We start from the raw sequence: 22,198 nt of genomic DNA on the forward strand, positions 1-22,198 counted from the left end.
TTATCGGAATTTCTCCAAATAACGATAGGTCAAATGCCGCTCAAAGTGTTTTGGATTCAAATCCTCACCTGTTGCGTGGCGCATGAGATCATTCACCTCAAAGTAGCTACCCTGAGACCAGATCTTTTCTGACAACCACCCCCTCACTCGACTCAAATCCCCCCTGGCTAAATCCTCAAGTACACCCTCACATTCCCGCAAAATACATTGAAAGATTTGTGCAGCATTCATGGCGCCCAAAGTGTAGGTGGGAAAATAGCCAAAGGCTCCCCCCATCCAGTGGACATCCTGCAAGGGACCGTCTTTATAGTTTCCCTTTGTTGATAGCCCCAAGTATTTGCGCATCCTTTCGTCCCAGGCATCAGGCAGATCCACCACTTCCAAATCACCCTCTACTAGTGCTTTTTCAAGTTCGTAGCGAAGAATAACGTGGGCCGGATAGGTGACCTCGTCGGCCTGAACGCGAATGTAATCTGGCTGAACCCTTGTCAGCCATCGGTAAAGGTTGTCAGCACTCCAATCGCCTTGCGCTTCACTTCCCGTCAACGTCTGCTTGAGAATGGGACTGAGGTACTGAAGAAAGTGATGACTGCGTCCAATTTGCATTTCAAAGAGCAGGCTTTGGGATTCGTGAATGCCCATACTCCTCGATGCCCCCACTGGCTGGTACAACCATTCCTGAGGAAGACCCTGGTCGTAATTGGCATGACCCGTTTCATGTAGGACAGACATTAAACTTTCTGACATGTCCTCCTCATGGTATCGGGTGGTGAGGCGAACGTCGTGAGGCACCCCTCCACAAAAGGGATGGTGACTCACGTCCAATCGCCCCCTGTGGAAGTCAAAACCTAGGATCTTCATCACTTCGAGCCCCAATGCCTTCTGACTTTCGATTGCAAACGGGCCCGGAGGAGGTTCAAAACTTCGCTGCCTCTGTTTTTCCATTACCTCTTCAATAAATGGCGGGAGAAACTGACGTAATTCCGCAAAGAGCTCATCGACTCTCGCACTCCTCATGCCGGGCTCATAAAGGTCCATCAGGGAATCATAAAGTCCCAGCCCGGACTGGGCGGAACGCTGTTCCGCCTCCCGGCGCACTAGGTTGACGACCTCTGTTAGCAGAGGGAGCATTCCAACCCAATCGTTTCGAGCTCTCTTTTCCCGCCACGCCTGTTCACAGAGCATGAAGGCCCGGGTTTTTGCTTCAACCAGGTCGGAACCTAATGCGTTAGCCTGATCCACCTCTCGGCGCATTTCGCGCAGATTTGCTGCCTGCCAGGACTTTCCGTCACCTACACTGGTCTGCGCCTCGGCCAACCAATCTTGCAACCGGGGATCAGAAAGCATCTCATTGAGCAGAACTCTAAGCTCCGTAAGGGCCTCCGCCCTGGACTCACCCCCTCCGGCTGGCATCATTACCGCCTCATCCCAAGAGGCAATGTCGCCCAAATGCTGCAGGTTGCGGATCTTGCGAAAATGTTTTTCCAGACTCTGATAACCATTATTTTTATTCATGTTAATAACAACTCACTTTCTTTTTTCCCAGCCAGGCCTCATAGGCCTATCCTCGCTCACGGCAAATTCCAACTGTTGGGGATTGTCGATCAACAATTTCTGAAGAATCAATCCGTCGGCCTTGCCTGGCTTCAGCCACTCGTCCCACACCCCATCCGCTGGAAACACGGGTTGACGATCATGACCAATTCTCTCAACAAATTCACTGGGTTCATTAGTAACAACGGCAAAAGATTCAATGACCTCTCCGGTTTCAGGATGAACCCATTCATCAAAAATACCCGCGGCTGCTAAAACAGAACTCTCCTTCTCGTGGAATCGAACCATGTGGCCAGCCCATTTACCCTCGTAAATTGGCTCAACAAATTGATTCATGAGCACCAGACAGCGGTTCTCGCGGAAAGCCAGACGAAAGGAAGCCTTTTCTAAAATGGAATCCAAGCGAGCATTGTAGGTGGCCCACTTGACCGTTTCGGTTTTGGCCCAACGGGGAGTCAAATGAAAGCGCATGGCACGTACAACCCTTCTTCCCTCTTCCGCTACGATCACAGGAGCATAGCGAAAGGGAACCACCCGTTGGTCAAACAGAGCGTCAGGCAGGTCCACCGGAATGGAGACCTCAAAAATGGTCTCAACTTCATTGCGATCGGTCTTAAGCATGAATTGCGCACACATCAAGCACTCCACGTGGGCAAAGCCACTGCCAGGGGAGAGTATTAGGAATTTCCAGGTCCAGCAACCTCCAATTGGTGCAAATGCCCCATCCTCACGTCTCACACCGAGACAATAGGTTATTTTTTGCAAAACATTTGCACCATTTGTTCCGATATTAGACTCGATGACCCAGGTTTTAAGAAGATTTGTACCCAGAGCTCCGCGGTACGTTTTGCGTCCCACGGACAATCGATTTTTGCGGTTTGCCTATCAGGACGACCGAAAGCACACCTTTTCAACTCGCTTTTTGAACGTCTCGGAGACTGGCCTGGCCTTTGTCGTAGACCGTGACTGTGTTCCCCATATTGGGGATTTCATCAAGGTCGAATTCCCAGTTCCAGGGCAGGAACAGGTTGCCTGGTTCGCGAGAGTGGTCAGGATTGAGGAGTATCGCCCTCCCAGAGCCTGGCAGAAGCGTCTGGACAAGGAAAATGATGAAGTCATGGTGGCGGTAAGATTTCACGATCTACCCGATGGGCACCGTTCCACCATTAGAGATGGTCTCAATCACAAGTTCAATGAGGTCTTAAAGGAGAGACAGAAAGACAGTGTTTTCCAGCTACTGAGCTACATCACCGCTCACTTTTGGAAGGCTTGTCTTTACCTAGGTCTGGCCCTGGCCACATTTGGAATTCTCTATGCCTTTTCCAGGCCGACTCCCAAATACGACAAAGACCGTGGTTCGCCATGGGGTCAAAGGTATCCTGAATTTAATTTCTTCTCTCCAAAGGATGACAATTCAAATTAATTATTTCTCAGAGCCGAACGAGATAGGTGCGGCGAAGCGCTTGGCCTGATCCAGTCGTTCGAGGTAGGCCTTGCGATTGATTTCCACCCCGCCCATGGATTTCATGTGAGGAGTGAGCATTTGAATATCCAACCAAGTCAGTCCAGCCCCTCGCAGTTTCTCAACCAGAGCTAACACACACAGCTTGGAAGCATTGGCTTCGGAATAAAACATACTTTCAGCACTGAACACACCGGCCACATAGACTCCGTAAAGGCCACCTACAAGCTGATTTCCATCCCAACACTCGACACTATGGGCATATCCTAAGTGGTGAAACTGAGAGTAGGCGGACTTCATACGCGGGGTGATCCATGTGCCTGTTTGGTCCGGCCTCTTCGCCAGGGAACATTGAACCATAACCTCATCAAAGGCAGTGTCGAAAGTGATTCGCCAAGTATTTTTCCGTTTAAACTTCTCCAGACTCCGTGCCACGTGAAACTTGGAGAAGTCAAGAATGCCCCGACGACTGGGGCAAAACCATAGAACTGGATCGTATTCATTGTGGGGCCAGGGGAAAATGCCAAAACTGTAGGCTTCAAAAAGAAGATCCGCATCGACCTCATCACTGATGGCAACCACCCCTTCAGCCAGGGCGTGCCGCGGGTCCATAAAGAACTCACGCCTTTCCTTATAGAGCTTCAACTTTTGCGACACTTGTCACACCTCCCACAAGGTAGACAGTCCATCACACCAAAATGGTTGTATATGGTCGTCAATCGACACCCCTCTCCCTGGGCAAACTGCAAAATATTGAGCAAACCCATCTGTAGGGATCGAAGTCGTTTTTCATAGAGAGCCTGATCCAACATTTCCTCAGGGATTTCTCCCACAATCTGGTAGTTCCTCAAACTGCGGTGCTCCCATTCCAAAACGCCCCAGCGTTCCAGCAAATTGAGAGTGGTCTCAACTCGGAAGTCACGGCTGTTGTAGAAGTTCATTTTACCACGAAGATAGTCCACACCATCAGCAGTTACTTCATCCCGGCGCGTTCTTAACAGTGAATGCACCGCCTGGATGAAACCCGGATCCGGAGTGGTCCACTTGATGAAATCGCTTTGGATCGATACATCGTCCTGATCAAAGAGCAAATGGGCTTCAGCAGGCTGACCATCTCTTCCGGCTCGGCCAATTTCCTGGTAATAAGCCTCAAGGGAGCCCGGCAATTCGCCGTGAATAATCAGGCGAATATCGGGCTTATCCACACCCAAGCCAAATGCGGGAGTGGCAAGCATGAGCCCCTCTCTGGCCCGCAAAAATGCTTCCTGGTTTTTCTTACGGGGACCATCGGGTAGCTGACCATGGTATTTGCGAAAGGGGATGTTGAGCTGACTCAGTTCCCGGCCAAAGTTCTCAAGTGTCGAGATCAGGGAGAAATAGACAACGCAGGGACCGGGTACATGGTGGATAAGGCCTATGGTGGAGCGCACCTTGTCCTCCAGACCAAAGACGTCATGGACGTAAACAGACAGGTTGTCTCTCTCGATACCTCTCACCCATTTGGCTGTTCCCTCGGGCAGATGGAGCTGATTCAAAATATCTTCCCGAACAGCGGGGGTCGCCGTTGCTGTCACCGCTAAGGTGGGCGGGTCACCCAAGTCTCGACGTATTTCACCCAGGCGGGAGTAATCCGGGCGAAAGTCATTTCCCCACTGCGAAATACAATGGGCTTCATCCACAGCCATCAGCGAAACGGTGTTCTTCTTAAGAGCTTTTACAAACTCAGGCTTGCGAAACCTTTCTGGAGTCACATAGAGAAGACGAATCTTCCCGTCTGCTAAATCACGATAGGCCCGTTCTCTCTCATCTCGATGCAGAGAGGAGTTAATAAATGAGGCGGAGACCCCCTTACCCCTCAATGCGTCTACCTGATCTTTCATCAGGGCGATCAGTGGCGAAAACACCAGAGTCACCCCGGGAAGCAGCTGACTGGGTAGTTGGAAACAAAGGCTCTTGCCTCCCCCGGTCGGCATGACCAACAGACCGGATTTTCCGGCGAGAAGGTGGGTGATGACCTCTTCCTGCCCCGGGCGAAAGCCGCTGAGGCCAAAAATGCGCTCAAGAGCGCCCGATAATGGCTCCTCCATCAGCCGAAGCTCCCCTCACCGGAAATCCAAAAAACAACGTTTTCCCATTTGTTTTCAGCCATTTAACCTTCCAATCAAGAACCCGCCCTTAGCTCTATTTTTTGCCGCCCCATTGAGATCTCTTTTTGCACTTTGGGAATCTTCGTGTTAAGCCTGTGCGCCACTTGATTTTATTAATATTAACAGAGCTTTACTGCAATTCAAAGCGGATGGTCAGGCCCCAAGGCCAGGGCCGCACAGCCCCTAAGTGAGCCGCCGCAACAGTACTCCATCCTTGGATGAGGAAATAAAAGAGAGGTTAAGAAGACATGTCGAAAGAGTGGAATCTTCAAAAGGTTCGTAATATCGGGATCTCGGCTCATATTGACTCGGGTAAAACCACACTGACAGAGCGGGTCCTGTTTTACACTGGACGAATTCACGCCATCCATGACGTGCGTGGAAAAGATGGTGTCGGCGCCAAGATGGACTCCATGGAGCTGGAAAAAGAGCGTGGAATCACCATTCAATCAGCGGCCACCAACGTCCATTGGGGCGAAACAGAGATCAACATCATTGATACTCCCGGCCACGTGGATTTCACCATCGAGGTGGAGCGCGCCCTTCGCGTGCTGGACGGAGCTGTTCTGGTTCTTTGTGGTGTGGCAGGTGTTCAGTCTCAGTCTTTGACTGTTGACCGCCAAATGAAGCGATACAACGTTCCTCGCCTCGCATTCATCAACAAGCTCGACCGCGCTGGAGCCAACCCTTACCGTGTGACCGATATGCTTCGTGAGAAGCTGCGCCACAACGCCGTAATGATGCAGATTCCAATCGGCTCTGAGGACAATTTCCAGGGTATTGTCGATCTGATCACCATGAAGGCCTACTTTTTCCACGGCGACAATGGTGAGCAAATTGAGGAGACTGACATCCCGGCTGACTTGGCGGACAAAGCTCAACAGTACCGGCACGAGTTGATTGCCAAAGCTGCAGATTTTGATGATGTGGTGGGGGAGAAATTCTTGATGGAAGAAGAACCCACCAATGATGAGATCATGGCGGCAATTCGTAAGGGATGTATCTCTCTTGAACTGACTCCCGTATTTATGGGTTCTGCCTACAAAAATAAGGGCGTACAAAAGCTCTTGGACGCTGTCGCCTACTATCTGCCTAATCCTACGGAGATTGAAAACAAGGCTCTCGACCAAAGCAACAACGAAGCTGAAGTGATTATGGATACTAATCCAGAAAAGCCCCTCGTTGCCCTGGCCTTCAAACTAGAAGACGGTCGTTTTGGTCAGCTGACCTATATGAGACTTTATCAGGGAACCATGAAGAAGGGTGACTTCATCACCAATATTGCCAATGGCAAGAAGGTGAAGATTCCTCGTCTGGTGCGCATGCACTCTGACGATATGCAGGATATCGAGGTGGCCTACGCCGGTGACATCGTTGCCCTATTTGGTATTGACTGCGCCTCTGGTGACACGTTCACTGACGGTACTGTCGAATACACCATGACTTCCATGTTTGTTCCTGATGCGGTGATTTCTCTAGCTGTTGCTCCTAAGGATAAGACGGCTGCGGCCAACTTCTCTAAGGCTCTATCCAAGTTCCGTAAAGAGGACCCAACCTTCCGCGTTCATCGTGACGAAGAGTCAAATGAAACCATCATTAGCGGCATGGGCGAACTTCACCTTGAGGTTTACATTGAACGCATGAAGCGTGAGTTTAAAGTTGATGTCATTGCTGGTGCTCCTCAGGTCGCCTACCGCGAGACCATCGCTGCTGAAGGCCCCTTTGATTACACTCACAAGAAGCAGACTGGTGGTTCTGGTCAGTTCGCAAAGACAGTTGGCGTGATGAAGCCTTTGCCTTCAGATTCCGAAGTCACCTACAAGTTTGTCGACAATATCGTTGGTGGACGCATTCCCAAGGAATTCATCCCTGCAGTGGACAAAGGCTTCCAGGAGGCCGTGCAAAAGGGAACTCTTATTGGCTTCCCGATCGTGGGCGTTGAAATGCATCTGAATGACGGCGCCTACCATGATGTGGACTCAAGCGAAATGGCTTTCCGCATCTGCGCCATTCAGGCTTTCCGTCAGGCTTATGAGAAAGCCAGTCCCACAGCCCTTGAGCCTCTGATGAAGCTGGAAGTTTCCGCTCCTGAGGAATTCCAGGGAAGCGTGATGGGCCAAGTGAATCAACGCCGTGGCATGATCAGTGGTACACGTACGGAAGAGGGATTTGTGACGGTTGAAGCCGAAGTTCCTCTGTCGGAAATGTTTGGCTACTCCACAGATCTGCGCTCCGCAACTCAAGGCAAGGGCGAATTCACCATGGAATTTTCTCGCTATGCTCCTGTTCCACGGCAGTTCCAGGAAGAACTGGTCAAAAAGTATCAGGAGAAATTGGCGGCGGAAGCCAAAAAGTAATAAAAGAAAATTGGACTTAACTTGGGCTCCTAAAGGGAGCCCAAGTTGTTTTTGGGGTATCAAAAACGAGGGGGTATTAAGTGATTCTCAGCGATAAAACTCTTAAGACCATGATTGATAACAACGAGCTTGTCGTGGAGCCCTTAGTTAAGGAATCCATTCAACCGGCCTCTATTGACTGTCGATTGGGGACTCACTTCCTAGTTGTGGAGGACCGGGATATGCAAACCATCGAGTTGGATAGCGAAATCAAATATCGTGAATACAATGGAAACTCGATCACCATTCCTCCCCACTCCTTTTTGCTCGCCACCACCATGGAGTACGTTAAGCTTCCCGACGATTTGACGGCTTTTGTTGAAGGGCGCAGTTCCATTGGCCGGATGGGACTCTTTATCCAAAATGCTGGATGGGTCGATCCTGGTTTTGAAGGGCAGATCACTTTGGAGCTTTATAACGCCAACTCCCTACCAATTCGTCTGGAAGCCGGACGACGGGTCTGTCAGTTGGTTTTTTGCCGCATGGACCAGGCGGCCCTCAGCCCCTACCGGGGAAAATACCAGGGACAAAAGAACGCCACCGGCAGCCGTGTGTTCAAAGACAGCGAGGTGGGTCAGGCCTAATGTGCCTCCTGCGCAAGTCGCAAAAAATACAAGTAATTACGGTAGGTTAAGTTGTAGTTAAAAATCGTCAAATGCAAATGGCGAGGGGCTCAAGGACTCCCCACTAGCGTCAGAAGTGTGCTATAATGAATGGGCTAAGAGGGTTCTCTGAACCTAATGAAAGGACAGGCTTAGGCCACTAATGGACGACGACCAATCTGGGACGATTCCCGAATCCCGCTATAGCCAACCACCAGCACTTCCAGTGAATGAAAGCAAACAATCGGAGATTGAGGCTGTAAAACAATGACCTTGTTGGTTTTATATTTTGCCCTGGCGGTTATTGTTTCTTTTGTTTGCTCACTGATGGAAGCGGTGATTTTGTCAGTGTCCCCTGCTTACATCATGTTACATGCACAGAAGGGACGCCGAAGTGGTAAAATTCTCCAGGAGCTAAAAGCACATATTGACCGACCCTTAGCGGCAATTCTGACTATCAACACTGTAGCAAACACGGTTGGGGCTGCAGGAGTCGGCGCCCAGGTTCACACCCTGTATGGCAATGAGTATTTGGCCGCGGCCTCGGCTCTTTTAACCCTCGTCATTCTTATTTTCTCTGAGATCATTCCAAAGACTATGGGCACCAACTACTGGAAATCCCTGGCCCCGCTGTGCGCCTACGTAATTCGCGCTTTGATCTTTGTAGCCTACCCATTTGTGTTGTTTTCTGAAGCCCTATATGGCCTCTTGTCACGTGGAAACTCGGATCGAATGACCCGCGAAGAGATGATCATGACTGCGGAAATGAGTGCCAATGAGGGGACCTTGCGACCTAAAGAGAGCCTTATTATTCGCAATCTGCTCATGCTTGATAAAATCAAGGTATCCGATATTATGACTCCCCGATCAGTTATTTTGGCCTTTGAGGACGAGTTAACTGTTGGTCAGGTGATGGATAACCATCGACCGATTCGCTTTTCTCGAATCCCCGTTTACGTGGACGATCTCGACAACGTGATTGGCATGGTTCATCGCTATAAACTGATGGATGCTTTTTCCCGAGATCAGGATGAAATGCCGATTAAAAAACTGGCCAAACCTCTTCATGCTATTCCCGAGGAGATTTCAGTGGCGGCAGCCCTGGATCGATTTATTAAACGCAAAGAACACGTATTCCTGGTCGTCGACGACTACGGATCAACGACGGGATTGGTGAGCCTTGAGGATGCGGTTGAGACCCTTCTTGGTGTCGAAATTGTAGATGAGTTTGATTCTGTGGCCGACATGAGGCAATACGCTCGTGAACTTTGGCGTGAACGAAAGCAAACCAATTGGGCTACCGCCAAGCGGGAGCCAGTGAAGTGACCGATTCTGTGTTTGTCTACGTCACTACACCAAATGAGGACATGGCCCGCAAGATCGGCCGGACAGCGGTAGATAGAAAACAGGCTGCCTGTGCGAATATCTTTCCTCAGATGGAATCCATTTATAGTTGGAAAGGACAAATCTGTGAGGAAAAAGAATCCGTCCTAATTCTTAAGACCTGCAAAGAATTGGTCACGCCGTTAAAGGAAACAGTCCTGGCTCTACACGAATATGAGTGTCCGTGCCTTGTGGTCTTGCCAATTGAAGACGGACACGAAGCCTTCCTCCAGTGGATAAAAGCGCAGACTGTTCGCGCTTAGTTAAGCGCGAACCCCGCCCAGCCTTCTCTTCTGGGCCGGGTTCACGCTCATCAATTTCTTTTCCCCCGTCTTTGGCGCTTTGGTCATCCCACATGACGACTGACCAGGGAGTGAGTGGCCAAAAACATCAGAACCGTTAAAACGATTAAGATCAAAAAAACCGTCTTCGCCCGCATACCCCGGTTTCCCCCTTTCCATCCTTGGTGTTGCTCTCTCTGTTCAAATCCGTTTGAACCGGCGCTTCATGCCTCCCTGAGAGAGTGTCACAGTGGGGATACTTTGCCCCCAACCCCCTAAATCAGCAGAAAACATGCCAGGGTCAGATGCGCCCTATTGCCCGAGGCTTTACCTCACGCCGCAATAATGATATCCCTTTGACACCACAAAGGGGGCAAAATGGATCGACATCAATTGGCCAAGCAAATCTACCAGATCGCCTATTTGACTGGCTCCTTCAAACTAAGGTCTGGCCAAACCTCCAGTGAATACTTCGACAAATACCGCTTCGAAGCTCAACCAAAGCTCCTTAAAGAGATCGCCAAGGCGATGGTGCCTTTGATCCCGCCTGGCACTGAAGTCCTCGCAGGATTGGAAATGGGAGGCATTCCCATTGCCACTGCTCTTTCCCTGGAAACAGGAATTCCCGCCGCCTTTGTACGTAAAGAAGCCAAAGAGTATGGTACTTGCCAGTTTGCCGAGGGCACGGACGTCAAGGGTAAGAAGGTGTGTGTCATCGAAGATGTGGTCACAACGGGTGGTCAGATATTGATTTCCACTAAGGACCTTCGCTCTCATGGTGCAGAAATCTCCGATGTTCTCTGTGCGATTTTTCGCGGCAGCAATGAATCCTCTCCTCTCGCAGAAGCAGGACTGAAACTTCATCCTCTATTTACTATGGATGAACTCAAGTCAGCGGGTAGGTAGTATCCGCCCCGTTCCTCCTGAACCGACTAATTTGTTCCCCTAGGAGACTAAGGTTGTTGCTCTGGGGTTTTAGTGCGACACTGGGGATTCCTTGTTTTAGCAAAACTGAAAGAGGCTCCCTATGGAAAAAGAGATGAGTTCCAAATCGTCATCTGTCCCCTTTCCTGGAATTCGCACCACAACTGATGGTAGCTACGCGGTGACGTGGGTCGAGACCCATTGCTCCTCGGCCGCTGCTGCTTACCCCATCACACCATCCACTGGAATGGGCGTGGCCTTTCAGGAAGCCGTTGCTAACGGTGGAGAAAACATGTGGGGAGAAAAATTGCTCTTTTTTGAGCCGGAGAGTGAACATTCTGCGGCCAGCGTGTGTGAAGGCTATGCTTTAAGTGGTGGGCGAGTATCCACTTTTACCTCCAGTCAGGGACTAGTGTTAATGAAAGAAGTGCTTTACACGATTGCGGGCAAACGCCTGCCCGTGGTCTTTCATATTGGCGCAAGAGCCCTGACCGTTCACGCCCTCAATGTTCACGCTGGCCATGATGACATCATGGCTGTCGCCGATTGCGGATGGGGAATCCTTTTTGCCCGCAACGCTCAAGAGGCAGGTGACTTTGCGTTGATTTCGCGCAAGGTCGCCGAAGCCTCCCGAACTCCGTTCTTTAATGTACAAGACGGATTCCTCACCACTCACACGGTGGAAACCGCCCGCTTGCCAGAGCCCGAAATGATGGCGAGGTTTGTTGGAGCCCCCGATGGATTGCGGAATTTTATGGACCCAAAAAATCCTGTGATGTCGGGAACCGTGCAAAATCAGGATGCCTATATGCGCGGCAAAGTGGCTCAACGAGGATATTACAATGAAGTGAAAGGCCATTTGCTGAATGCCTTTAATGAGTATGCTCAGCTCACGGGTCGGCAGTACGGAGTCATTGACTCTTATCAAATGGATGACGCTGAATATGCTCTGATTGGCATGGGCTCCTACATGGAGACAAGCCAGGTGGCGGTAGATCTTCTGCGCCAGCAGGGTAAAAAAGTGGGCTGTGTCAGCGTTCTCTCTTATTGCCCCTTTCCTTCGGTTGAACTGGTTTCAGCCCTACAAAACTGCAAGGCCATCAGCGTCCTTGAACGCCTTGATGAATGTCACATGCCAGAGAGCCCCTTGGCCCGCGGAATCAAGGCAGCTTTTGCCGATGCCAGTTGGGGTGCGCCAGGCTTTCCTCAAATCAACAAGATCCCGATGATTCAGCATGGGGCTGGAGGACTGGGGAGTCGCGATGTGCGCCTGGAAGACATCTTTGCCATCTATGATAACATGGTAAAAGGGTCGGACGGAGTTTTTCGCTATTGTATTGGTATTGATCACCCTGACAATCTACCAACCACCACTGAGCAGATTTCGGCACGCACCAAAGGGGAATACTCTTTGCGAGGACATTCTGTCGGAGGATTCGGTTCAGTTTCCACCAATAAATTATTAGCCTCAGTGTGTGATGCGATTTTTGGCCTCAACGTCCAGGCCTACCCCAAATATGGTGCAGAAAAAAAGGGTCTTCCAACCACCTTCTTTTTGACCCTGTCAGAAGAGCCGGTCACTCTCCACCAGGAACTATCAGAGGTGGACTTTGTCGCAGTGATGGATTCATTTGCCTTTTTGAACAGTGACCCACTTGCTGGGATGCTAGAGGGAGGGGTGGTATTCTTTCAAACCAAAGAGTCTGACCTCAGCCGCATCTGGAATGGCTTACCAAAGTCTGCCAAAAAGAAGATTCAGGATTTGAATCTACGGTTTTACACCTTGGACTCTCAGGGCATTGCCGACAAACATGCCTCCTCAGCAGATTTGCGCCAGCGAATGATGGGAATCACCATGTTAGGGGTCTTTTTGAAAGTAACTCCGTTTGCGGAACGCAAAGGCTGGGAACGGAAGGTGTTGATGGAAAAGGTGGAACATCTGGTTAGAAAGATGTTTGGCAAGAGGGATGAGAAAACCGTACAAGACAACCTGGCCTGCATTATCGAAGGCTATGAAGGTGTTCGTGAAATCACCCCTAGCATGATGAATTCCTAAAAGAGAGGAGGTCGACAATGGCTAAGCAAAATTCAACAACTGAAGAAATCGATAAACGCTCGACTGATCTGGACAAATTCAAGGAGGCCGTCCTCTCCCCTTATCTCTGCGGGCAAGGGAACACTTGTGTGAAGGCAGATGAATTGGCTGCCCGATCATTGATTCCCCCTAAGACAGGCAAGGCCCGGGATTTTTCGTTTGTCAGCTCTGAAATCCCTCAATACATTTCGGAGAATTGCGTTGCCTGTATGGAATGCGTGGCCCTTTGCCCCGATGCCGCCCTCAGACCTCGGGTTGTCAACCAGAAGGAGTACGATCAAGTCCTCAATTCTGCTCGGGAGGATCTAAAAGGGCATATAACTTCCCACTTTGGTAAAACCAAAAAATTTTGGGAAATGTATGAGAAGAAGAACCAAGAGCCCGGGTACTTTTCCATTTGGGTGGATCCCTCAAAATGTAAGGGGTGCGCCGAGTGTATCGATGTGTGTGGTGACCACAATGCGTTGAGGATGGTCGACAAATCCAAGGAGCAAATGGCCACGGACCGGGCCGCCATTCAACACATCATTGAACAGATTCCCACCACCAGTGATAAATTCATCAATGAAAAACTAGTCACTGACATGTTCCTGCGCGAGGACTTTTGGGTTTACGAAGGTGGTTCCGGCGCCTGCCGAGGTTGTGGTGAAATCACCGCACTCAATATGGCAATGTTGGCCACTGCCGTGCGCTCGGGCCGCAACATGGCCATGATTGCGGCCACTGGATGTAACTCAGTTTATAGCGCCACTTACCCTTACAATATTTTTGATGTACCGTGGACCAATTCACTATTCGAAAACTCTCCAGCGGTTGCCATGGGTGTGAGAATGCGCCTGGATCAGCAAGGAAAGCAGGACACCAAACTTTGGGTGATTGGTGGTGACGGGGCTATGTTTGACATCGGCTTTCAGTCGCTTTCGCGGATTTTAGCATCAGGACAAGACATTAATGTTCTTGTTTTGGACACGCAAACATACTCGAACACCGGAGGCCAAGCCTCCACAGCCACATTTGTCGCACAAAATGCGAAAATGAGTCGGCATGGTAAGGTTGTCGCCGGAAAACAGGAGAGACGCAAAGAGCTGGGCCTGTTGGCAATGATGCATCCTGATGTCTACGTTGCCCAGGTTTCGCCGGCCTACCATACTCACTTTCTAAAAGTCGCCATGGAGGCTGTGGACTATCCTGGCCCCTCGGTGATCATTGCCTATTCTCCCTGTCCGGTGGAGCATGGGATCGCCGACAACGAATCCTACTCACAGGCCCGGGCAGCAGTTCTCAGCCGCAGCTTCCCTTTGTTTGTCCATGATCCGAGAAAAGGACCTACAATGAAGGAGAGACTGAGTCTTCTTGGAAACCCTTCACTGAAGGAAGATTGGCACTCGGACCCTAAGACCAATGAGACCTTGGATTTTGTTTGGTTTGCAAGGCGGGAGGGCCGCTTTTCCAAGCACTTTAACAAGGCGGGCGAACCAACGGAGACTCTGCTTCACTCTCAGCAGGACCGTTTGTCCAACTGGCGGACTCTTAAGGAGTTGGCCGGTAAGCTATAGGTCCACCGACAGCCTGAATCGGCTTCATGCTGTCGGGCTTTCGCGCCCAAAATGCTACGGAGTAGGAGCGAGCCCTGGAGTTTTCCGGTGAAGGCAATGTTAAGTTCCCCACCCACTCTTGGCCTTTACGCTTAAGCACGACCTTCTCCATGGTCAGGACGACAAATTCATGTTTGAGGGTTCGACCTTCATTTTCTCCTGCCGGAACCTTTGTTTCCAGTCCATTGCCAAGAACCACTCCATGAAGAATGTAATCCTCTTTTTTGTCACCATGAGCTGCAAAGCGAACCTCGAACTCCAGTTCCTTTTTGCGAATCACCTTTAACCTTCCTGGCTTGCCGTCTGGGGATTTCTGCGTCACTTTGACGTTGAAAGTCTGCAGCCCCCTCCACTCAGCACCGTTGAACGCAAATCCAGGGGTGTAAATGCGATAGGTTCCCCATTCACTGGCGTATTCTCTCTGCCTTTTTGTAAACAGACCATTGGAAAATGGATCGACCCAACCAAGCTGATTCCAATAATCAACATGGAACTCAATTGGCACAAACTTCTGCCACAGGGCCGGATGGCCCTTGAGACTCGCCACCCAAGACTCCGCGGGTGGGCAGCTACTGCAGCCTTCGGAGCTAAACAACTCCACCAAATGAATTTGGTGTTCTCCGGTTACATAGGTTTCATCGTAAGTTTTCTCATTGGGTTTTTGAACCTTGTTGCCTTCAGCTCCAGCCCACGGAATAGCCAGCATGGAGATCAACAAGGCACAAGTTGTGAGGCCCAGATTTTTCATTCGCCCTCCAGAAGGGATCACTTCTGAATAGTACTACGGTCTGAGATGCACCTGGTTACACATTCTCACTCCCCAAGCCAAAAAGAGGCTCTAAATGCCTCAATTTAATCCAGATTTCCAGCTGAAACAGAGCCTCTTCCGGACCTTTTTGCTTGGCTCACGACAAAGGTGAAGTTATAAAAGGGGGCTCGATTATCGCATGTGCAGCCGTAGCGTAATTGGATAACGCATCTGACTTCGGATCAGAGGATTGGGGGTTCGAGTCCTCCCGGCTGCGCCAAGATCTTCTAAAACTATCAGCAAAGATTTTTAGCAATACCCTTCGATTGCCAATTCAGGGAGGACTCGAAGCGAGAGGTCCGGCAGCCAGTGGCTGCTGAGCGAGCGAGATGCGAGCGAAAGGACCTCGAGGGTGGTCAGGCGGAGGACGAGCGCTTGACCGAGCCCTCCCGGCTGCGCCAGTTGAAAAGCGACGTAGGCGCGACTTTATTTCTCAGCGACGATATAAGCGACCCAGGATTCACAGTCCTCATCAGACACTTCAATTCGCTTGAAGACGCCATCGCCTTCACCATCTTTGTCGGTGCCTTCCCAGTAGACATGGGTTCTCTTAAATCCCACATCCTCCAAGATATCCCTCAATTCAGGAATGGACCACATCCGCCAGTCATAGGTAAAAACTTTTTCCCGTTTTTTTTCACCTTTGCGTTTAAAGTGAATAAAGAACTGAGCATGATTAGTTACCGGATCAAAGGACTCCTGATCCCAAAAATAAGACCAATGATCATGAAGAGTCTCCTCCTCATTAGGCTCCATACAGGCTGAGCCTCCAAAGCAATCGAGGACCAAAATTCCGTTCTTGTTCAAGCTGTTAAAACTGTTGGTAAAATACTCCTTCATCACTTCGCGAGTCTTAAAGATAAAGTAGGAAAAGTTCATGGCTGCAATAATGTCAGCCTTGGGAAGATTGGGTTTCAAGACGTTGTCGTTATATACCTGAATCCTCTTCTGTTGATGCTCTGTCAGCTCCGACAAATAATGATCTTTCCCATAATTTGTCGGCTCTTCATCCAGATCAATGCCGATGCCATGGTGCTCAGCGTGCATTTTCACCCATTCGCACAAAATCTTAAAGGTGCCACAAAAATCTTCTCGCAGTGTACTGCCTCGCGTCCCCTTTAATTCCCGATAGGTATCACGCAAAAATTCAACGTCAGTATGAGGGGATTGAACCGAATTTAAGTAATGATAGTACTTATCAAACTCCGGAAGGGATTTGGTGATCTTTACTTTCGACTTTTTTCGAATCCCAGACTTGCGACCTTTTTTTGACATTTTATTCTCTACCCAATTTCTCAGCATAAATTACCAGTTCAACTCCAACCTCAGGCCAACGAGCCGTGTCTGCCCTCAGCTCAAGGCACCTCATTAATAACTTCCATGGCCGTCTCTTTAATATCACGAACCTGGGGAACGGTGCCCTCCTCCAAATTCGGATGAAGTCCAATTCCCGGAAGGTTTTTTGCTGCTAACACCCGAGGACGAGCAAGAAGTTCGTAAAACAACTCTTGCGTCACTCGATAGGCCAGATGCTCACCGAAGTTGGTCACCTCCGTGTCCTCATTCACAAACAGAACTCGACCCGTACGGTGAACCGACTCGCGGATGGTGTCCCAATCGTAGGGTATCAAGCTGCGAAGATCGATCACCTCCACATTCACACCTTCATGGTGGAGCTCATCTGCAGCCTGATTACACATTAAAACATTTCGTCCGTAGGTCACGATAGTCAGGTTGTGACCGTGACGAGTGATTTTTGCCTTACCAATAGGCACCGCATACTCCTGTACATCCGGCCACCGCGGTTGCCACTTGCTCCTGTCCCCAATAGGGGCATCAATCATGCTTTTGAGCTTTTTTTCATCATCCGGCTCACCGGGAATCAAATCCTCTCCCCTCACCCGCATTAGAGCCTTGGGCTTAAGGAATAGAACAGGATTTGGATCCTGAACTGCTGAAAGCATCAAACCATAAGCATCCAAAGGGTTACTGGGCATTACCACTTTCCATCCAGGCAGGCGGGTCGCCAGAGCATCAAAACTGTGGCTATGGTAAACGGACCCACGAATTCCTGCCCCCACTGGAGTCATGAGTACGATCGGCAAACTATAGTTACCATTAGACACCCAGTGGGTGTTGCCGGCGATTTTTAAAAGGTCGATGGTGTTAAAGATATAATCAGCAAACTGAATCTCAGCCACACACCTATCGCCAGCCAAGCCAATGCCGATAGCCATACCAACAACACCCCTTTCATCAAGAGGTGAGTTCCAGGCAGTTTTCAACCCTTGAGTCGCGGTAAAAACACCGCCAAGGGGAGCGCCAACATCCTCGCCAAAAATATCTTGAAGCTCATAGTTATCTTCACAGTAGTGGAGGGCCATGCGGATGGCCTGTGCCATATTCGCCATTAGAATTTCCTCCAATCGCCGTTTTCATTATTCACAAAGAAATGATCCCAAAGGCTATCCTCGGTTGGTGCCGGCTCCTGGCGCACTTGCTCCTGGGCCTCCCGAGCTTCCTTTTCATATTCGTCCCAAATAGCCTTGATTTTGGAATCTGTGAGCAGTCCCACCCTTTTCAACTTTTCTTCAAACAACTCCACGCAGTCCTCTTCTGGCCGACGGCTGGCTCCATCAGCTGAAGAATGGCCGTACAGACGGGAGACCATGGTCTCCATCAGCACGGGCTTACCCGTTTTCCGAATGTACTCCGTCGCCTCTTGAATTTTGATATAGGATTCCACTGGGTCATTGCCATTGATTACCATGGCCTTCATGTTAAAGGCCTTGCCCCGATCCGCAATATGAGTCTCTCCATGCTGTCCCTGGAAGGGAGTGGAAATCCCCCAACCATTATTCTGCACAGTAATTAGCATGGGGAGTTCCGAACCTTTCCGGGTGGCCCAAACCAAGCAGCTGGCAAAATCACCCTCTGCAGTCCCGGCGTCTCCACCGGTGACAATGGTGATGCCATCGGTTTTCCGCCGTCGCTGAGCCCAAGCCGTGCCAATGGCCGTTGTATATTGGACCTCAATGGGAGAAGAAACCGGCACCACGTTCCACTGCGGGAAGCAATAGTGATTGGCGAAATTTCGTCCACCAGTACAAGGATCGGTTGCCCGATTCATAATTAGGCGAATGCTATCGATCATGGGCATACCCAAGGCCACCATGGTCGGCGAACAACGATAGTGCAAATGCAGATAATCGTACTCAGGACCCTGCCCCTTTTTAGTCAGCAGTCCAAGGGGAACGCCAAAGGCTTCCTCGCCGGGACCGCCAATCCAAAAAAAGGCCTCGCCCGCCTTATAGATCTTGATCAAACGTTCTTCGAGGACCCGGGATTTCACCATCAGTCGGTGGATCTCCAGCAACAGCTCCTTTGGAAGCTCCAGCTTAGGAGACTTCTTGGCACTGCTTTTACCACTGGCTTTCTTTTTGCCGGCAGCCTTGTTACCCAGGGTCTTGCCTCGACCCGGCGACTTTTTAGTCACATTATTGCGGCTCGCACTGATTCGCGCCATGTAGACCTCGATGCTTGAGTTTCATGGTTTTGAAAGATGTTTTCCAGAGTTACCGGCGGGGCTTGGCCTTGTCAAAGCCATTCCCCTAAAGCTGTCGGAAAGACTAAGGAAAAGAGGATTTACGCAATGCGCCCAATGATTTCACCAAGCCCCAGCTCAATTCTTCTTCTTCTTGGTTTTATTCTCCTCATCAGGAGTCTGTTTGGCCCCAATCGTGATATTGGGAGTGCCCGCAAAATCAGCCACCATGTCGACGGCAATATTGATGGCTTCTTGAACATCAGGGCGCTCCATGTAGCGTTTTTTGCGTTCTTCCCGAGTTAGGACCTCATCGTCCTCTTCTTCCATTCCAGGGGATGGTTTGCCTTCAGTGTCCTTGTTGGGGGTAGCACTCACAGCCTTGCCATCGGCCTTCTCATCTTTCTTTTTGGCTTCAGTCTTCTCTTTGTAATGTTCGGCGACATCTATCACACTTCCACGTTTGCGTGACTTCTCAATTTCTTCCTTTAATTTCTTGAATTCATCACTTGCCGCCATGCGGGCCAATGAATTCTTTTTGAGTCTAGCGATCAAGTCTCCAGACACCACTTTCCACGAGCCCTTACCTTCAGCCACGTAGGCCTTCCGCGATAGAAATGAAGAAATCTTCTTAGGCGGCAGAGAGTAGTCGAGGGTCTTTTCACCAATTTCATCAGTCGAATAGGCACTGGGCATACCAATATCCGCGTGAACACCGCGGTGCTGGGTCGAGTTCCCACCAGGAGTGAAGAACATCCCAACGGTTGTTTTCATAGCGCCCAGGCCCGGCGGCAAATACTCAACCGACTGAACTGTTCCCTTGCCAAATGTATGGTCACCGCCGACGATTACGGCACGCTTATAATCCTGTAGAGCACCAGACACAATCTCAGAGGCACTGGCCGATACCCTGCTGATCAAAACAACCAGTGGTCCAGACCAATCCACATCCGGATCCCGATCAGCAAGAGACAACTCTCCCCTCTCTGTCGCCCGGCTCGACTGCTTAACCACATTTCCCACGCGGAAAAACAGGCCCGCAATTTTGACTGCATCATCCAAGGACCCCCCACCGTTATTGGAAAGATCCAAAACCATGGCCTCAGCACCCTGAGCTCGAGCATCCTGAATAAGATTTTTCATGTCTCCGGCGGCAGACCGCCCCTTCTTGCGATTATCCGCATAAAACGAGGGAAGAGTAAGGAGAGCGATTTTCTTTTTCTCTCCGCCTTTAACCTCCTTGTCCACGTAGGTAATCTGAGCCGCTTCATCCTCAAGTTTGATTTTGTCGCGAACAAGAACCACGGCAAAGCGAGAGCTGCCCTCGTCTTCTTTTCGCAAAATAGTCAGTCGCACCTTGGTGCCCTTTTTTCCGCGAATGAGGCGAACCACATCCCGAAGGTCCATCTCAATTACATTTTGAGCTTCTCCAGTTTCGCCCTGGGCGACTTCGATAATCTTATCTTTGGGCTTCAGCTTCCCGGAACGATATGCCGCTCCACCAGGAATCAACTGCTCGATTACCGTAAAACCGTCCTGAGAACTGAGTGTTGCACCAATACCTTCGAGCGAGAGGCGCATTTGAATTTCGAAATCCTCAAGAGCATCTTTCGACAGATAGGCCGTATGAGGGTCCAAAGCTCTCGCAAATGAGTCCAAGTAATTTGCCCAAACTTCACGTTCAGGAGTTTCCTCGATGCGCCGGAGAATTCTTTCATAGTTGCGAATCACTCGCTGCTTGGCTTCATCGAGTTTCATGTCAGAAGCCAGATAATTTGCAATTTGATATTGCAAGTATTTATCATGGAAGGAGTTGGCCTCTTCCATGGTCGCCGGCCGCTTTCGCTTTTCGGGGTCCAACACCAGCTTGACCTTTGGATCAAACTTAAATTTTGGACCCAACGTCTTTTTAACGTAGTCAACGCGAGCCTTCACACGAGATACAAACAACTGATTGGCTTTGACGATTCCGTCACAGTCATTCTCATCACGAAGCTTTTTAAAAAGGTTTTTCAGGCTTCTTTTGACGGTATTTACGTCCTTAGTGAGCAAATACATCTTTGAGCCATCGAGACGTTTGATGAACTGATCCACCGTCCGATGCTCCAAGTTTGGAGTTCCCACTGCATCGTACGTTACGTGCCGATTCAAATAACGTTGTTGAATCTCAAACAAGTGCGAACACTTGAGCTCCATGACCTGAGGACTCATCCCCTGCCCAAGGGCAACTTGCGCTGGGACTACCAAAACCGCCAAGATGAATGAAAAAATGAGAGCCAACTGTTGTACTTGCTTGCGCTGATTCATAGGTCTTCCTTATATAGTAATTGCCAATAAGACTTACCCTCTTTTCGGCATGGACCCTTCTAATCTATCGTATTTTTTAACCTTTTTCAGGAAGTTCGAGAATCTTTTCCCGCATTGAGACACCTAGACGAACTATTGGTCCAGATCGTCAAAGTTTCGCAAAGTGTTAGTTGTCAAAAAGCGACATTTGCTGGGTTGGCTCGAGAAGTTCTTCCAACGTGTAATCAACAAAGATCTCTCTCTTAACAAAATCCCCTTTACAGGTTTTGATGACAAAGAAGGATATCTCAGAAAACTCCTTCTTCAGCCTCGTCATCTCTTCGGTGATCAGCTCGATATTCTTGGGATCGTCATCAGACATGCCAAACCTATGGTGAGGACTGTAACCATAAATATCAAAAGCCTGCAGAACTGAAGCTCTAATTGCTGCCTGCTTCATTTCAGCAACCGATGCCCGCTCATAAAACCCCAATTTAAGTTGGGTCTCCTTATGACTGACTGGAAACAAGCTCAAATAGTTCGGCTCATGAGGCAAATGCCCCAAATCCTTAAAGACTCGAATACCTTCACGTATGGTATCAGGGTGATGGCCTCTCGCCGTAATCACACTGACTGGCCTTTGGTTGAAAACCGCATGATAGAAACACGACCAAGAAGGACCTTTCCACTGAAACTCCGGGTGACCAAGTGCCGCCGTCAAATCCTGCACAAAGGCCTGCTTACGTCCCAAAACCCTCTCTAGGAGGCCAAAATCGGCATCTCGAAAACAACGAAAACTACCATTTTCTTCATCATCAAAATTCACCTGGAAGTCTTCGTAAGTCCCGAGTTTACCAATGCGGGCACTGTGTTCGGCAAACTCTCCGCTAGACAAACTGAGCTCTCGGCCCGTTTTTTTGTGAAAAATAAATATGGGCGTACTGAGAAAGGCAACATTGTCATCGAAATCGAAGAAGTAAAAACTGCGCCCACCACGATCAAAATTTCGGTCGGGCTCTCGCTGGCGACGGATTTCCAACTCCATTTGGCCAGGATTTCGCCTAGGTTTTCGGAATAACAGGTGGCGTAGCATACCCCTCCACGCGCATCAATTCGACGCC

At 49.8% G+C, this 22,198-nt stretch carries 18 protein-coding genes and 1 tRNA gene; 9 read left to right on the top strand and 10 right to left on the bottom strand.

All coding sequences use genetic code 11. From position 1 onward, the window contains the following. The gene (locus H6624_16550; GenBank protein ID MCB9085957.1) at nt 1–1,515 is read right to left on the bottom strand and encodes a carboxypeptidase M32; all 1,515 of its coding nucleotides are present in this window, start codon (nt 1,513–1,515) and stop codon (nt 1–3) included. Nucleotides 1,516–1,527: 12 nt separating this feature from the next. Beyond that, on the bottom strand, nt 1,528–2,190 hold the full coding sequence (locus H6624_16555) for an SOS response-associated peptidase family protein (GenBank protein MCB9085958.1): 663 nt from the start codon (nt 2,188–2,190) through the stop codon (nt 1,528–1,530). A gap of 163 nt (nt 2,191–2,353) precedes the next feature. Between H6624_16555 and H6624_16560 the strand changes: the two genes are divergently transcribed. Then, nucleotides 2,354–2,977, top strand: coding sequence for a PilZ domain-containing protein (locus H6624_16560; GenBank protein ID MCB9085959.1), 624 nt, complete (start codon nt 2,354–2,356; stop codon nt 2,975–2,977). Here the strand turns inward: H6624_16560 and H6624_16565 are convergent, their stop codons facing one another. Further along, a complete protein-coding gene (locus H6624_16565; protein MCB9085960.1) occupies nt 2,978–3,628 on the bottom strand; it encodes a leucyl/phenylalanyl-tRNA--protein transferase in 651 nt (216 codons plus the stop codon). Between the two features lie 29 nt (nt 3,629–3,657). Then, complete coding sequence (locus tag H6624_16570) at nt 3,658–5,103, bottom strand: ATP-dependent DNA helicase RecQ (GenBank protein ID MCB9085961.1); 1,446 nt, start codon at nt 5,101–5,103, stop codon at nt 3,658–3,660. Between the two features lie 308 nt (nt 5,104–5,411). Between H6624_16570 and H6624_16575 the strand changes: the two genes are divergently transcribed. The 7 genes from H6624_16575 to H6624_16605 all read left to right on the top strand — a co-directional run bounded on the left by H6624_16575 (nt 5,412) and on the right by H6624_16605 (nt 14,400). Continuing rightward, nucleotides 5,412–7,520, top strand: coding sequence for an elongation factor G (locus H6624_16575; protein MCB9085962.1), 2,109 nt, complete (start codon nt 5,412–5,414; stop codon nt 7,518–7,520). An 80-nt stretch (nt 7,521–7,600) separates the two neighbouring features. Then, entirely contained in the window at nt 7,601–8,143 is a 543-nt protein-coding gene (gene dcd / locus H6624_16580; protein ID MCB9085963.1) for a dCTP deaminase, read from the top strand. A gap of 285 nt (nt 8,144–8,428) precedes the next feature. Continuing rightward, on the top strand, nt 8,429–9,487 hold the full coding sequence (locus H6624_16585) for an HlyC/CorC family transporter (GenBank protein MCB9085964.1): 1,059 nt from the start codon (nt 8,429–8,431) through the stop codon (nt 9,485–9,487). A gap of 41 nt (nt 9,488–9,528) precedes the next feature. Next, nucleotides 9,529–9,807, top strand: coding sequence for a divalent-cation tolerance protein CutA (locus tag H6624_16590; GenBank protein MCB9085965.1), 279 nt, complete (start codon nt 9,529–9,531; stop codon nt 9,805–9,807). Nucleotides 9,808–10,203: 396 nt separating this feature from the next. Then, on the top strand, nt 10,204–10,731 hold the full coding sequence (gene pyrE / locus H6624_16595; GenBank protein ID MCB9085966.1) for an orotate phosphoribosyltransferase: 528 nt from the start codon (nt 10,204–10,206) through the stop codon (nt 10,729–10,731). Nucleotides 10,732–10,852: 121 nt separating this feature from the next. Then, nucleotides 10,853–12,805: a 2-oxoacid:acceptor oxidoreductase family protein gene (locus H6624_16600; protein MCB9085967.1), complete on the top strand. Its 1,953-nt coding sequence runs from the start codon at nt 10,853–10,855 to the stop codon at nt 12,803–12,805. 17 nt (nt 12,806–12,822) lie between these two features. Beyond that, the gene (locus H6624_16605) at nt 12,823–14,400 is read left to right on the top strand and encodes a thiamine pyrophosphate-binding protein (GenBank protein MCB9085968.1); all 1,578 of its coding nucleotides are present in this window, start codon (nt 12,823–12,825) and stop codon (nt 14,398–14,400) included. Here H6624_16605 and H6624_16610 read toward each other — a convergent pair. Beyond that, complete coding sequence (locus H6624_16610) at nt 14,375–15,187, bottom strand: DUF1223 domain-containing protein (GenBank protein MCB9085969.1); 813 nt, start codon at nt 15,185–15,187, stop codon at nt 14,375–14,377. The genes H6624_16605 and H6624_16610 overlap by 26 nt on opposite strands. Nucleotides 15,188–15,390: 203 nt before the next feature. Here H6624_16610 and H6624_16615 point away from each other — a divergent pair. Beyond that, nucleotides 15,391–15,467, top strand: a tRNA-Arg gene (locus H6624_16615). Between the two features lie 206 nt (nt 15,468–15,673). Here the strand turns inward: H6624_16615 and H6624_16620 are convergent. From H6624_16620 to H6624_16640, 5 genes are all read right to left on the bottom strand, one after another. Beyond that, complete coding sequence (locus tag H6624_16620; protein ID MCB9085970.1) at nt 15,674–16,549, bottom strand: class I SAM-dependent methyltransferase; 876 nt, start codon at nt 16,547–16,549, stop codon at nt 15,674–15,676. 53 nt (nt 16,550–16,602) lie between these two features. Then, entirely contained in the window at nt 16,603–17,658 is a 1,056-nt protein-coding gene (locus H6624_16625) for an alpha-ketoacid dehydrogenase subunit beta (GenBank protein ID MCB9085971.1), read from the bottom strand. Beyond that, nucleotides 17,658–18,773, bottom strand: a complete 1,116-nt coding sequence (locus H6624_16630; protein ID MCB9085972.1) for a thiamine pyrophosphate-dependent dehydrogenase E1 component subunit alpha — start codon at nt 18,771–18,773, stop codon at nt 17,658–17,660. The genes H6624_16625 and H6624_16630 overlap by 1 nt, the downstream gene beginning before the upstream one ends. Nucleotides 18,774–18,929: 156 nt before the next feature. Then, nucleotides 18,930–21,098, bottom strand: a complete 2,169-nt coding sequence (locus tag H6624_16635; GenBank protein MCB9085973.1) for a carboxy terminal-processing peptidase — start codon at nt 21,096–21,098, stop codon at nt 18,930–18,932. 166 nt (nt 21,099–21,264) lie between these two features. Beyond that, on the bottom strand, nt 21,265–22,122 hold the full coding sequence (locus H6624_16640; GenBank protein ID MCB9085974.1) for a hypothetical protein: 858 nt from the start codon (nt 22,120–22,122) through the stop codon (nt 21,265–21,267). Nucleotides 22,123–22,198 lie beyond the last annotated feature (76 nt).

Source organism: Pseudobdellovibrionaceae bacterium, from assembly GCA_020635075.1.
Lineage (GTDB): Bacteria > Bdellovibrionota > Bdellovibrionia > Bdellovibrionales > UBA1609 > JADZEO01.

Bases quoted from the DNA above. Each gene is read 5' to 3' on its own strand.
- H6624_16550 (MCB9085957.1), bottom strand. From the start codon at position 1,515: ATGAATAAAAATAATGGTTATCAGAGTCTGGAAAAACATTTTCGCAAG.
- H6624_16555 (MCB9085958.1), bottom strand. From the start codon at position 2,190: ATGTGTGCGCAATTCATGCTTAAGACCGATCGCAATGAAGTTGAGACC.
- H6624_16560 (MCB9085959.1), top strand. From the start codon at position 2,354: ATGACCCAGGTTTTAAGAAGATTTGTACCCAGAGCTCCGCGGTACGTT.
- H6624_16565 (MCB9085960.1), bottom strand. From the start codon at position 3,628: ATGGACCCGCGGCACGCCCTGGCTGAAGGGGTGGTTGCCATCAGTGAT.
- H6624_16570 (MCB9085961.1), bottom strand. From the start codon at position 5,103: ATGGAGGAGCCATTATCGGGCGCTCTTGAGCGCATTTTTGGCCTCAGC.
- H6624_16575 (MCB9085962.1), top strand. From the start codon at position 5,412: ATGTCGAAAGAGTGGAATCTTCAAAAGGTTCGTAATATCGGGATCTCG.
- H6624_16585 (MCB9085964.1), top strand. From the start codon at position 8,429: ATGACCTTGTTGGTTTTATATTTTGCCCTGGCGGTTATTGTTTCTTTT.
- H6624_16590 (MCB9085965.1), top strand. From the start codon at position 9,529: ATGGCCCGCAAGATCGGCCGGACAGCGGTAGATAGAAAACAGGCTGCC.
- pyrE (MCB9085966.1), top strand. From the start codon at position 10,204: ATGGATCGACATCAATTGGCCAAGCAAATCTACCAGATCGCCTATTTG.
- H6624_16600 (MCB9085967.1), top strand. From the start codon at position 10,853: ATGGAAAAAGAGATGAGTTCCAAATCGTCATCTGTCCCCTTTCCTGGA.
- H6624_16605 (MCB9085968.1), top strand. From the start codon at position 12,823: ATGGCTAAGCAAAATTCAACAACTGAAGAAATCGATAAACGCTCGACT.
- H6624_16610 (MCB9085969.1), bottom strand. From the start codon at position 15,187: ATGAAAAATCTGGGCCTCACAACTTGTGCCTTGTTGATCTCCATGCTG.
- H6624_16620 (MCB9085970.1), bottom strand. From the start codon at position 16,549: ATGCTGAGAAATTGGGTAGAGAATAAAATGTCAAAAAAAGGTCGCAAG.
- H6624_16625 (MCB9085971.1), bottom strand. From the start codon at position 17,658: ATGGCGAATATGGCACAGGCCATCCGCATGGCCCTCCACTACTGTGAA.
- H6624_16630 (MCB9085972.1), bottom strand. From the start codon at position 18,773: ATGGCGCGAATCAGTGCGAGCCGCAATAATGTGACTAAAAAGTCGCCG.
- H6624_16635 (MCB9085973.1), bottom strand. From the start codon at position 21,098: ATGAATCAGCGCAAGCAAGTACAACAGTTGGCTCTCATTTTTTCATTC.
- H6624_16640 (MCB9085974.1), bottom strand. From the start codon at position 22,122: ATGGAGTTGGAAATCCGTCGCCAGCGAGAGCCCGACCGAAATTTTGAT.